At 59.5% G+C, this 11741-nt stretch carries 10 protein-coding genes; 7 read left to right on the top strand and 3 right to left on the bottom strand.

Translation table 11 applies throughout. The features are described from left to right. Positions 1-19: 19 nt before the first annotated feature. Complete coding sequence (locus tag Electrica_RS05285) at positions 20-781, bottom strand: transporter substrate-binding domain-containing protein (protein ID WP_141963791.1); 762 nt, start codon at positions 779-781, stop codon at positions 20-22. A 315-nt stretch (positions 782-1096) separates the two neighbouring features. Here Electrica_RS05285 and Electrica_RS05280 point away from each other — a divergent pair, with 315 nt between their 5' ends. The 7 genes from Electrica_RS05280 to Electrica_RS05250 are packed head-to-tail and all read left to right on the top strand — an operon-like array spanning position 1097 to position 8059. After that, complete coding sequence (locus Electrica_RS05280; RefSeq protein WP_131048889.1) at positions 1097-1966, top strand: MurR/RpiR family transcriptional regulator; 870 nt, start codon at positions 1097-1099, stop codon at positions 1964-1966. A gap of 37 nt (positions 1967-2003) precedes the next feature. Beyond that, positions 2004-2588: a D-alanyl-D-alanine dipeptidase gene (gene ddpX / locus Electrica_RS05275; protein ID WP_100685836.1), complete on the top strand. Its 585-nt coding sequence runs from the start codon at positions 2004-2006 to the stop codon at positions 2586-2588. Positions 2589-2590: 2 nt separating this feature from the next. Next, the gene (locus tag Electrica_RS05270; protein ID WP_407081251.1) at positions 2591-4147 is read left to right on the top strand and encodes an ABC transporter substrate-binding protein; all 1557 of its coding nucleotides are present in this window, start codon (positions 2591-2593) and stop codon (positions 4145-4147) included. A 54-nt stretch (positions 4148-4201) separates the two neighbouring features. Further along, a complete protein-coding gene (locus Electrica_RS05265; protein ID WP_131048891.1) occupies positions 4202-5221 on the top strand; it encodes an ABC transporter permease in 1020 nt (339 codons plus the stop codon). Then, positions 5222-6118: a D,D-dipeptide ABC transporter permease gene (ddpC, locus tag Electrica_RS05260; RefSeq protein ID WP_141963786.1), complete on the top strand. Its 897-nt coding sequence runs from the start codon at positions 5222-5224 to the stop codon at positions 6116-6118. After that, positions 6115-7101, top strand: coding sequence for an ABC transporter ATP-binding protein (locus Electrica_RS05255; RefSeq protein ID WP_141963784.1), 987 nt, complete (start codon positions 6115-6117; stop codon positions 7099-7101). Before ddpC ends, Electrica_RS05255 begins: the two co-directional genes overlap by 4 nt. Further along, the gene (locus Electrica_RS05250; protein WP_141963782.1) at positions 7094-8059 is read left to right on the top strand and encodes an ABC transporter ATP-binding protein; all 966 of its coding nucleotides are present in this window, start codon (positions 7094-7096) and stop codon (positions 8057-8059) included. The genes Electrica_RS05255 and Electrica_RS05250 overlap by 8 nt, the downstream gene beginning before the upstream one ends. Here the strand turns inward: Electrica_RS05250 and Electrica_RS05245 are convergent. Both Electrica_RS05245 and Electrica_RS05240 read right to left on the bottom strand, forming a co-directional pair. Continuing rightward, a complete protein-coding gene (locus Electrica_RS05245) occupies positions 8056-9162 on the bottom strand; it encodes a fimbrial protein (RefSeq protein WP_141963780.1) in 1107 nt (368 codons plus the stop codon). The genes Electrica_RS05250 and Electrica_RS05245 overlap by 4 nt on opposite strands. A 17-nt stretch (positions 9163-9179) precedes the next feature. Further along, on the bottom strand, positions 9180-11639 hold the full coding sequence (locus Electrica_RS05240) for a fimbria/pilus outer membrane usher protein (protein WP_228267391.1): 2460 nt from the start codon (positions 11637-11639) through the stop codon (positions 9180-9182). Positions 11640-11741 lie beyond the last annotated feature (102 nt).

Here is an 11741-nt window from a genome sequence, read left to right as displayed (position 1 = left end):
TACTCCCGACCGCCGGCACCTACTCGTGAATCTTCCATTTTTGTTTGAGGATATTTTTATCCTGGCTGTCCAGCCAGTGGTTCACCTTCTCCAGCAGCGGCTGATTATCTTTGTTCATCATATAGACTTTAAAACTGGCGGTGCCCGGGAAGGGTTTATCCGTCGCCACGCAGAAGACGCCGGGTTCTTTGTTCTGGTAATAGACGCCTTCAATCAGGTCGGTAACCATCATATCGGCGGTTTTCTGGCGTAACGCCTCAAGATTATCGACGTTATTTTTGACCCTGATAATCTGCGCATGTTTGATATGAGCATCGACGTAGCTCTGGTTGGTGCCGCCCGGGTTAACAATCACTTTCACATTGGGGCGGTCGATCTTTTCCAGGCTACCGAGTGCCGGGGCCGCCATACAGTTCGCCAGGGCTATCTTACCGTTTGCCACCACCGGATGGCTGAGGGCGAAATCTTTTGCCCGCTCCGGGGTTTCCGTGACCCCGCCCATCGCAATATCAAACTTATCGGCCTTCAGATCGCTGGAAAGCGTCGGCCAGCTGGTCAGCACAAAGTTGACTTTTAGCCCCAGCTTCTGCCCCAGATCCTTTGCCATATCCACGTCGTAACCGCGCAGCTCACCCGCTGCGTTGTGGAACGCCAGCGGAGCATAGTCGCCCGGAACGCCCACTTTCAATTCGCCGCTTTGTTGAATCGCCTGCAGATCCCGCGCCTGGCTCGCGCAGGCAAGGCTCGCGAGTACCAGGGCCAGACAGACCTTTAAGTTCATACCCTCATCCTTATTAGTACGTGCGTTGTTGAAGAGGTTGCGCGATTTTGCCGCGCGTTATCCCCGGCTCATTTGTTGCACAAATTACGGAGTTGTTAATCGTATGTTTTATTTTTGTGATGCACAACCAGGAAACGTTGCACTTTCTTTGTGCATATTTTGGCGAAAATATACGCTCATGGTTCGCCTGCCTCGCGCATTTCCCCAGTAATAGCGCAAAAAACGGTTTTCCGGAATAGCTGGCATGCATCGTGCTTTGTTAGTTGAGTAACACAATGCGGGTTCATGAGAGAGAAATCTCATTGAGAGGCGGGTATGAACGATAACTCCAGGCTGTTTCGCACCATCGAGTCGATATTTAGCCAGCTAACGCCAAGTGAAAAACGCATCGGCAGCTGGCTGCTGAGCCATCGGGAACATATCCCTTATGAAACGGCCGATAGCATCGCGCTGGCAACCGGCACCAGCGGGATCACCGTCGGCCGCTGCCTGCGCAAACTCGGCTATCGCAACCTCGACGATGTCAAAAACGGTCTGAAAGAACATACCCCGGCGCCCTATAAACACTGGGGCGTCATCGACCGCCTCGACTCCTGGGCGCAGCAGCAAACCCAGCCCGATCGCGCCAGCCTGTCGCTACAGATGGAGCTGGATGCGATCCGCTATGTCTATCAGCTGGCGCAGGAAGAGACCTTCGCCCGGGTCAGCAGGCGGATCGCCCAGGCCGATGCGGTGATGGTGCTCGGGATCCAGTCCACCCGGGGCATCGCCAACAGCTTTTTTAGCCATCTCGAATACCTGCGCCCGCGCGTGACCTATGCCGACGGCAGCTCCGGTAGCTGGCTGGAGTCGCTGAACTCCGAATATGAACATCCTTACATCATCCTGACCGATACCCGCGCCTATTCCAGCACCGCGCGCCAGTTCTGTCGGGTTGCCGCCGAGCGGCATATTGCCACCGCGCTGGTCACCGATATCTGGTGTCCGTGGGCCCGCGATTATCCGGTCGATCTGCTGCAGGTCAAAACCGATACCGGTCATTTTTGGGACTCCCTTGCCCCCATCAGCTGTCTTTTCAACCTGCTGCTCTCCGCGGTCGTCGAGCAACTCGGGCCGTCGCTGTCGCGTCGGCTGGCCGAAAACCGGGCGCTGCAGCAGGAATTTGGTCAATTTGAACGTGAATAAGCGCCTGCGCGTCAGGCTTCAGGACAGGAAACAATAAATGAATCAGCAACTCACCCTGGTCGATATCAGCGCGCGCTTTCCGGCTCTGCCTGTCGATCTCAAATATGCCAGCGCCGATAACATTACCGGCCAGCCCATTTATAGCGAAGCCCGCTGCCTGTTGCACCCGGATGCGGCGGCGGCGCTGGAGAAGTCGCTGCGCATCGCGCAGCTGGCGGGTCTGAACCTGCTGGTGTTCGATGCCTATCGTCCGCAGCAGGCGCAGCAGCGCCTGTGGGACGCCTGTCCGAACCAGGACTACGTGGTGCCGATTGCGCTGGGTTCGAACCACAGCCGCGGTACCGCTATTGATGTGACGTTAATCGACGAAAACGGCCAGCCGCTGGATATGGGCACCGCCTTCGATGAGATGGACGATCTCTCTCACCCTTATCACCCGGCGGTTCCCCAGGCCGCCCAACGTAACCGCCTGCTGTTGAACGCCATTATGTTTGGCGGCGGCTTTAAGGGTATTTCCACGGAATGGTGGCACTTCGAATTACCGGATGCGGCCGGTTATCCGCTCCTTGATGATGTTTTCACCTGCCTGTCCCCCGCTCACCCTGACGGAGTCATGCCATGAATATGAGTCGCACTTCTCTCACCGGTTTTCGCCCGCTGCTGCTGGCCGTTGCGCTGGCGGCAGCTATCGCCCCGGCTTATGCTGCCGTGCCCAAAGATATGCTGGTCATCGGTAAAGCCGCCGATCCGCAGACGCTCGACCCGGCCGTCACCATTGATAATAACGACTGGACGGTCACCTACCCGGCCTATCAGCGGCTGGTCAAATACAAAACCCAGGACGGGAAAGGCTCAACGGACGTCGAGGGCGACCTGGCCGAAAGCTGGCAGGTCTCTGATGACGGCAAAACCTGGACCTTTTCGCTGCGCAAAAACATGCTGTTTGACGACGGTACGCCGGTCACCGCCGAAGCGGTAAAGCTCTCTTTCGAACGCCTGATGCGCATTAAGCAGGGGCCTTCCGAAGCCTTCCCGAGCGGGCTGAAAATTGAGGCCGTGGATCCCGCCACGGTGCGCTTCACCCTGCCGGACTCATTCGCCCCGTTCCTCCACACCCTGGCCAATGACGGCGCGTCGATTATCAACCCGGCGGTCCTGAAGGCCAACGCCGGCGATGACGCCCGCGCCTGGCTGGCGGAACACACCGCCGGCTCGGGGGCCTATATGTTACAGCGCTGGCAGAAAGGCCAGCAGCTGGTGCTGGTACCCAACCCGCACTTCAGCGGCGCGAAACCGGCCTTTAAGCGGGTGACGGTGAAGATTATTGGCGAAAGCGCCGCCCGCCGTCTGCAACTGACCAAGGGCGATCTGGATATTGCCGATGCGCTGCCGGTCGACCAGTTTGCGGCCCTGAAGAAACAGGATAACGTGGCGGTGTATGACTATCCGGCGCTGCGCGTGACCTACCTGTATCTCAATAACAGCAAGGCGCCGATGAATCAGGTCGATTTACGTCGCGCCGTCTCCTGGGCCACCGATTATCAAGGGATGGTCAGCGGCATTCTCGGCGGCAACGGCAAACAGATGCGTGGCCCGATCCCCGACGGCATGTGGGGCTTTGACCCGAGCGCAATGCAGTATTCCCTTGATCTGGATAAAGCCAAAGCCGCGCTGGCGAAAGTCAGCGATAAGCCGAAAACCCTGTCGTTCCTCTACTCGGATAACGACCCGAACTGGGAGCCGATCGCGCTCTCCACCCAGGCGAATCTGCAAACCCTCGGCATCCAGGTGAAGCTGGAAAAACTGGCCAACGCCACCATGCGCGAGCGCGTTGGTAAAGGGGATTACGATATCGCCATCGGCAACTGGAGCCCGGATTTCGCCGACCCCTATATGTTCATGAACTACTGGTTCGAGTCGGATAAGAAAGGGCTGCCGGGCAACCGTTCGTTCTATGCCAATCCGCAGGTTGACGCGCTGCTCAAACAGGCGGTCGCCACTACCGACCAGACAGAACGCACCCGGGATTATCAGGCGGCGCAGAAAACCGTTATCGATGAGGCCGCCTACGTCTATCTGTTCCAGAAAAACTACCAGGTGGCGATGAACAAAGAGGTCAAGGGCTTCGTCTTCAACCCGATGCTTGAGCAGATTTTCAATATTGCCGATATGCATAAGTAGCGCATCTTAACCTTGTCATGCCGGGCCGTCGCGGGCCCGGCTGAGGGCGTCATCATGAGTTTCTGGGGTTTAATTCGACAACGCAGTTGGGGGCTGGTCCTCGTCGTCGCCGGCGTCTGCGTGATCACCTTTATTATTTCGCACCTCATTCCCGGCGATCCGGCGCGCCTGCTGGCAGGCGATCGCGCGAGCGACGAAATCGTCCGCCATATCCGCCAGCAGCTGGGGCTGGATTTACCGTTATGGCAGCAGTTTTTTCATTATGTCAACGCCCTGCTGCACGGCGATCTCGGGACCTCTATCCGCACCGGTCGCCCGGTACTGGAAGATTTAAAGACCTTTTTCCCGGCGACCCTCGAACTGGCGATCTGCGCCCTGTTTATCGCGCTGGTGGTCGGCATTCCGCTGGGAGTGCTCTCGGCGGTATATCGCAACCGCTGGACCGATCACCTGGTTCGCCTGATGGCGCTGACCGGAATCTCTACCCCGGCGTTCTGGCTGGGGCTGGGAGTGATTGTCCTGTTTTACGGCAAGCTGGACTGGCTGCCCGGCAGCGGACGTCTTGACGACTGGTTTGATCCGCCGACCCGCGTGACCGGCTTCTATCTGATCGACGCGCTGCTGGAAGGCAACATCGACGTGTTCTTTAACGCGTTGCAGCATCTGATTTTGCCGGCGACCACCCTGGCCTTCGTCCATCTGGGAATTGTCGCCCGGCAAATTCGCTCCGCGATGCTGGAGCAGCTGAGTGAAGATTACATCCGCACCGCGCTGGCCAGCGGCCTGACGAAATGGACCATCGTGATGCGCTATGCGCTGCCTAACGCGCTGATTCCGTCGGTCACGGTGCTGGGGCTGGCGCTGGGCGATCTGCTGTACGGCGCGGTGCTGACCGAAACCGTCTTTGCCTGGCCCGGAATGGGCGCCTACGTCGTCTCTTCTATTCAGGCGCTCGATTTCCCCGCGGTGATGGGCTTCGCCGTGGTGGTGTCCTTTGCTTACGTGCTGGTCAACCTGCTCGTCGACCTGCTCTATTTATGGATAGACCCGCGCATGGGTCGGGGAGAAAACTAAGTGATGATGACCCAGGAACGCCCCGGCGCTATCGAAAAAAACCGCCGCAACACCGTGTGGAAGCGCCGTCTGTGGCTGGTGCGCAAAAGCCCGCTGACGCTGATCGGCGGCGCCATTATGCTGATCATGCTGTTTCTGATGATCTTCTCGCCGTGGCTGGTACCGCACGATCCCAACGCTATCGATCTCACCGCCCGCCTGCAGGCGCCGTCGCTGTTCCACTGGTTCGGTACCGACGAGGTCGGTCGCGATCTGTTCAGTCGGGTGCTGATCGGTAGCCGGCAATCGATCGCCGCCGGTCTGGCGGTGGTGCTGATCGCCGGGATCAGCGGTTCGCTGCTGGGCTGCCTTTCCGGCGTACTCGGCGGGCGCAGCGATGCGCTGATCATGCGGCTGATGGATATCATGCTGTCGATCCCTTCGCTGGTGCTGACGATGGCGCTGGCCGCCGCGTTAGGCCCGAGCTTATTCAACGCCATGCTGGCGATCGCTATTGTGCGCATTCCGTTTTATGTCCGCCTGGCGCGGGGACAGACGCTGGTGGTGCGCCAGCACAGCTTCGTCGAAGCTTCGCTGACCTTCGGCGCCTCCCGCTGGCACCTGATCAGCTGGCATATTTTACGCAACGCCCTGCCGCCGCTGGTGGTGCAGGCATCGCTGGATATCGGCAGCGCCATTCTGATGGCGGCGACGCTAGGGTTTATCGGCCTCGGCGCGCAGCAGCCCACCGCCGAGTGGGGCGCGATGGTGGCGAACGGCCGCAACTACGTTCTCGATCAGTGGTGGTACTGTGCCTTTCCGGGGGCGGCGATCCTGATCACCGCCGTCGGTTTTAATCTGTTTGGCGATGGGATCCAGGATTTACTGGATCCGAAGTCCGGAGGACGCAACGCATGAGTAACCGGGTTCTGACAATCGACAATGTCCGTTTGAGCTTCCCGGTCTACCAGGGGGAAGTACATGTACTGAACGCGGTCTCTCTGCATATCGACCGCGGCGAAATTGTGGGTGTGGTGGGCGAGTCGGGGTCCGGCAAATCCGTCACCGCCATGCTGGCGATGCGTCTGCTGCCGCCGGGAAGCTATCAGATTCACAGCGGCCAGGTGACGCTGATGGGTCACGATATTCTCAAAGCATCGGAAAAAGAGATGCGCGACATCCGCGGTCGGCGGGTGGCGATGATTTTTCAGGAGCCGATGACCGCGCTGAATCCAACGCGGCGGATCGGCAAGCAGATGGTCGACGTGATTCGTCAGCATCGCCCCCTCTCCGCCCGCGAAGCGCGCGCCAGGGCGGTGGCGCTGCTGGCGGATATGCAGATAGCCGATCCGCAGCGGGTGATGGAACGCTACCCTTTCGAACTGTCCGGCGGGATGCGCCAGCGGGTGATGATCGCCATCGCCTTTTCCTGCGAGCCCGACCTGCTGATTGCCGATGAACCGACCACCGCGCTGGACGTGACCGTTCAGCGCCAGGTACTGCGCCTGCTAAAACAGAAAGCGCTGGCGACGGGCACCGCGGTACTGTTTATCAGCCACGATATGGCGGTGGTTTCACAGGTCTGCGATCGGCTGTACGTCATGTATGCCGGCGCGGTGATTGAAAGCGGATTAACTCAGCAGGTGCTGCACCATCCTCTGCATCCCTACTCCGTTGGCCTGCTCGACAGCGCCCCGGATAACGGCGAGCCGCGATCGCAGCTGCGATCGATTCCCGGCACGGTGCCGAATCTGGCGCGATTACCGGGCGGCTGCGCCTTTCGCGAACGCTGCTTTGCCGCTGGCGAGGGCTGCGGCATCACCCCGGTGCTCCGCCCGATAGAACAGACCGGGCTGCAGGCGGCCTGCTGGTACCCGCAACGGGAGAAAACGCATGTCTGAGATGTTGCTGAAACTGCACGATGTTCATCTTAACTTCCCGGCGCGCAAGAACTGGCGCGGCAAGGTCGTCGAACGCGTCTATGCGCTGAACGGTCTGGATATGGCGGCCTGGCGCGGCGAAACGCTGGGCATCGTCGGCGAATCCGGCTGCGGAAAAAGCACCCTCGCTAAGCTGCTGATGGGCATGCTTAAACCCTCTCACGGCCAGTTTGAACGCGCGACGGCGTCCGGCGGCGGGCGTATGCAGATGGTGTTTCAGGATCCGCTCTCCTCGCTGGATCCGCGGCTCCCGGTGTGGCGCACCATCACCGAGCCGGTGTGGATCCAGTCGCGCCCCAGTGAACAGGCCCGGCGCCTTCTGGCGGAGCAGCTGGCGTTGCAGGTCGGTATCCGCCCGGAGTATCTCGACCGCTTACCGCACGAGTTTTCCGGCGGCCAGCGCCAGCGCATCGCAATTGCCCGCGCGCTGTCGGCAAAGCCGGATATTATCGTGCTGGATGAGCCGACCTCGGCGCTGGATATTTCGGTACAGGCGCAGATCCTCAATCTGCTGGTCGAGCTGCAAAAGCAGCAGAACCTGACCTATATCCTGATTTCGCATAACGTTTCCGTAGTACGCCACATGAGCGATCGCGTCGCCGTGATGTATCTCGGGCAAATCGTCGAGACGGGCGAGGCGCGTCAGGTCCTCGATAACCCGGCCCATCCCTATACCCGGCTTTTGATGGACTCGGTGCCGCGTATCGGCTCGGCGCTGGGCGAAGCGCCGCGCAACACGGAATTACCCGGCAACCGCCATCTGCCCGAGGGCTGTTACTTCCGCGATCGCTGCCCGTTCGCCGGTGCGGGTTGTGAGAAACCGCAGCCGCTACGCCCGCTCGGCAACGGGAGCGTCACCCGCTGCTGGCAGGCAGAAGCGCTGGCCGGTCAGCCGCTTACCGCCGGGGAGGCCCGCTAGTTGTATTCAAGCGCGAAGGTCGCCAGAGCGTTAGCCCGCCCGGGCGTCACGGTATCTCCCGTTTGCACGTATCGGGCGGTGAAGTTGATGCTTTCGGCCGCGGCGGCGCTACTGGCGGTAATGTGTTTCAGCACCGGCAGATTACTGGAGACATTCATTTTCACATCGCTGCCGGCGGACGGCGCCGGGGGCGGATTATTACCATAGCTCAGCTTTATCCCCACCCCGCTGGCAGCGCCGTCTACCTGGGACAGCGCCAGGGCATCGCCGGTGCCAGAGTCGGTGGTGACGCCAAAAAAACCAATCCGGATGTCGGTCGGCGTGCTGCAATACACCGGAATGCTAAAGGTCTGCGCCGCGCCGGCGGTCGCGCTCTTGCCTTTGAACTCCGCTTTATTCACCGTTCCCATATTGACGCCGATAGAGGCGCGGGTCACCTGACAGCTGCCGCTGGCGCCAATATCAACGTTGAGGGCGGCAAGATCGATACTGACCGGCGCGCTCGCCACGCGGGAGGCATGACTCCCCTCCTGGGTCTCAATAGATAAGTTGCCCACCTGCGGCTGCGCCGAAACGCTGGTATGGTTGCCGCTGGTTAGCGGCACATCGCCGGTTTTATAAAAGATGATATACGCTTTGACCACTATCTCGCGCTGGGTCAGTAACGCCGGGAGCTGAGTACTGTCGCAGACCGTCATTGATTCGCTTCCGGCGGGTGCATCGCTACCGTCAATGTAGCGAATCGGGCCGCCGCCGCACTGAAAGCCCAACGCATAGCCCATTCCGCTCAGCGCGGAGGCATACACATGCTGGCCGTTAATCATCTGCGGCGAACCGGTGGTGACGCGCTGTTGATAGACGATGCGTTTCCAGTCCGCGCTCGGCAGTTGTAAATCGCAGACAAAATGAATGCCGCTGCCGTTATCCACCAGCGCGTTGCTCATTTGCGTATTGGTTCGCAGCGTGGGCAGATAGTTAATATTCGGCACGTTAATCGTCATCTGCCCGACGCTGCCGCCGCAGCTCTCGGCCCAGCCATGTTGGCTATACATCCCTGCGATCAGCAGGAACACAAACTGTAATAAGCGAAAACCACGATGCATCGCTCCTTCTCCTCGGTTTACAGGCAAAGACCCGCCGCAGTTTTCACCGCATTCTGCTGCTGACGATCGGTAAGATGAAAATGCAGTGAACATTTGCGTGAAATATTGTTATCGACCCAGGTCGCGTCGAGCGTCCCCTCTTGCGGTATCCCGCTGAGGTACACCTGACCGCCATCGGCGACCATCCCTCCCGCTGCCGTAGCGGCTTCGTCCCCCGCCTGGCGCAGATGAACACTGGCGCCAAACGGAATCGCCCCGTCCCTGTCGCGCAGGGCAAACAGCACGCGGTAGCCGATATGGGTCTGGTAATTCGCCAGTACCACCGCGCCGCCGCCGGGGATGACGGTTTGACCTTGTAGCTCCACGTCGGTGTCATTGCTCATCGATTCGGTATCCAGCGTGATGGTGTTTTTGCGGTATACCGTTAAGGCCGGTACCACGGCATAGCCGCGCCGGTCGGTATGTACGTTAGTTCCGTCCTCGATAGCCACGTCCGCCGCCCCCGGCGCGCGGACGATGGCGAAACTGTCGCCAACGGGTTGCCCGAGCGTGACGCCATGCGGGTGCGCCACCACCGAGCCCGAGGCTCCCCAGGTCAGCTGGTTGCTGGCGCTATCGTGACGATAACCCAGCTGGGCGCTGCCATATCCGCCGTGATAATCGAGCGCTGCGCTGCTGTTGCTCCCCTGCCCGGCGTTAGCATGGCCCTGCTGCAGTGAATAATCGAGGTTGGTACGCCCAGGCACCGCGCCGTACAGCGACATCTGCTGCGATGAGCGGCCGTGATTATCGGAGGTGGTGCTGTAGCTGACCGAGTTCTCCGCCAGCCCGCCGCCCAGCGGGATGTTGAGGTTAAATGACCACGAGCGATCGGCTTTTTCCCGGTCAGAAGATTGGGTGTAGTAATAGCCCACGCCCCACGACACGCTTTTCCAGGCGCTATAGAACCCAAGATGTACCGTTTCATCATTGCTGTTGCTGCGCCAGTACGTTTGCGAATAAGCGGAAATCGCCAGGCTGCTGGCGCTGCCAAAGGACTGCGCGACAGAGATCTCTTCGCGCTGACGCTTGTTGTCCAACCGCTCGCCCGGGCTTTGCAGGGCGTTAGCCTCGCTGAAGCTATAATAGTTGCCGGAGGAGTAGCGATAGCTGGCGAGGCTGAACGAGGTCCCCGTCGAGGTAAAATCCTTTTGATACTGCACGCGCAATGAATGCCCCACATTGTGTCTGTCAGGGAGCGTCGCGGTATTGGCCCAGGTCACATCGCTGCCCAACGACCCCAGCTCGCCAAAACCACGCCCAATGCCCAGCGACCAGGCCTGATAATCCTGCGCCAGCTGGGCGCCGCCATAGAGGGTGAACTCTGCAGGCAAACCGTAGAACAGCGATCCCTGGACAAACTGCGGCGATCTGACCTGACGCTGGCTCGCATGAAAACGCCCTGCGCTAAGGCTAAATTTGTTCCGCCCTTCGCGGAGCATAAAAGGGACGGTGGAGTATGGCTGGATAAAAGAGCGTACCGATCCATCGCTCTCTTTAACCTGTACCTCAAGATCGCCGCTCTGCGCCGTAGGATAGAGATCGCTTATCGCAAACGCCCCCGGAGAGACAAAGGTTTCGTAGATGACGTAGCCGTGCTGCGAGACCGTCACTTTGGCGTTGCTGTGCGCCATGCCGCGAATCACCGGGGCAAAACCGCGCTGGCTGTCGGGCAGCATTTCATCATCGGACATCAGCTGAACGCCGCGAAACTGCACGCTATCGAAGACCTCGCCGCTGGTGAAAGTGTCGCCAATCCGCAGCAGGCTTTTAACGGATTTGACATCGCGCTGTAGCCAGGTGCTTTGCGAATGCCAGCGGTAATGCTGGTCATACTGCATGGATGAAATATTACGCAAACGCCAGGGCCCGAGATTGGCCCCGTTGCGTAAATTCAGGTAGCTGGAGCGACTTTGCGTTTCCGACTGGCGGGTCTGTTCGCCGGTCAGGTTGTAGTTGATAAATGCCGCCGGGATCCCGTCGTCCCAGCGCGCCGGATCGACGTAACCGCGGCTTTGCACATTCATCGCCGCCTGCGGAATGCTTAAGTCCAGACGCTGGGTAGCAAAATCGAAACGGCTGCTGGCATCCGGAATAAATTGTTCAATCCGGGTAAAAGTTTCCCCGTCATCCAGCCGGGTCAATGCGGAAAAAGCGCTAACGTTGACCCCATATTCCGCCAGCTTCGCTGAGGTTAACGCCGGCCGCAGTACCCCGCGATCGTCGACGAATACCATTGGCTCCTCGGCGACCTGCTGGTTATTAACCCAGATACTCACCGAATAGGTTCCCGGCTGCTGCCCGCCGGATTTGGCAAAATAATGCAAATCCGCCATCTTTTGCTGTGGGTTGGCAAACTCTAAGGCCGCAGGATCGAAGTAGTCATCAGCCCGCGACGTACCGCTCTGGCAGAGAAAAAACAGCAGCACAGGAAACATCGCCGCGCCTGAGGTGCCCCGGAGGGAGACAGGCATTGCGCAATAGGGATGAAGGAAAACCGGGGCCTTTCTGTTCACAATGTTCTGACCGACGAAGGCAAA

The organism is Klebsiella electrica (assembly GCF_006711645.1).
Classification (GTDB): Bacteria; Pseudomonadota; Gammaproteobacteria; order Enterobacterales; family Enterobacteriaceae; genus Klebsiella; species Klebsiella electrica.
The sequence above is the reverse complement of the archived record's forward strand: the minus strand, read 5'-3'. Positions and strand labels throughout refer to the sequence as shown.

Coding starts and splice junctions, on each gene's coding strand:
- Electrica_RS05270 (WP_407081251.1), top strand. CDS start 2,591: ATGAGTCGCACTTCTCTCACCGGTTTTCGCCCGCTGCTGCTGGCCGTT.
- Electrica_RS05265 (WP_131048891.1), top strand. CDS start 4,202: ATGAGTTTCTGGGGTTTAATTCGACAACGCAGTTGGGGGCTGGTCCTC.
- Electrica_RS05255 (WP_141963784.1), top strand. CDS start 6,115: ATGAGTAACCGGGTTCTGACAATCGACAATGTCCGTTTGAGCTTCCCG.
- Electrica_RS05245 (WP_141963780.1), bottom strand. CDS start 9,162: ATGCATCGTGGTTTTCGCTTATTACAGTTTGTGTTCCTGCTGATCGCA.
- Electrica_RS05240 (WP_228267391.1), bottom strand. CDS start 11,639: ATGTTTCCTGTGCTGCTGTTTTTTCTCTGCCAGAGCGGTACGTCGCGG.
- ddpX (WP_100685836.1), top strand. CDS start 2,004: ATGAATCAGCAACTCACCCTGGTCGATATCAGCGCGCGCTTTCCGGCT.
- Electrica_RS05250 (WP_141963782.1), top strand. CDS start 7,094: ATGTCTGAGATGTTGCTGAAACTGCACGATGTTCATCTTAACTTCCCG.
- Electrica_RS05280 (WP_131048889.1), top strand. CDS start 1,097: ATGAACGATAACTCCAGGCTGTTTCGCACCATCGAGTCGATATTTAGC.
- Electrica_RS05285 (WP_141963791.1), bottom strand. CDS start 781: ATGAACTTAAAGGTCTGTCTGGCCCTGGTACTCGCGAGCCTTGCCTGC.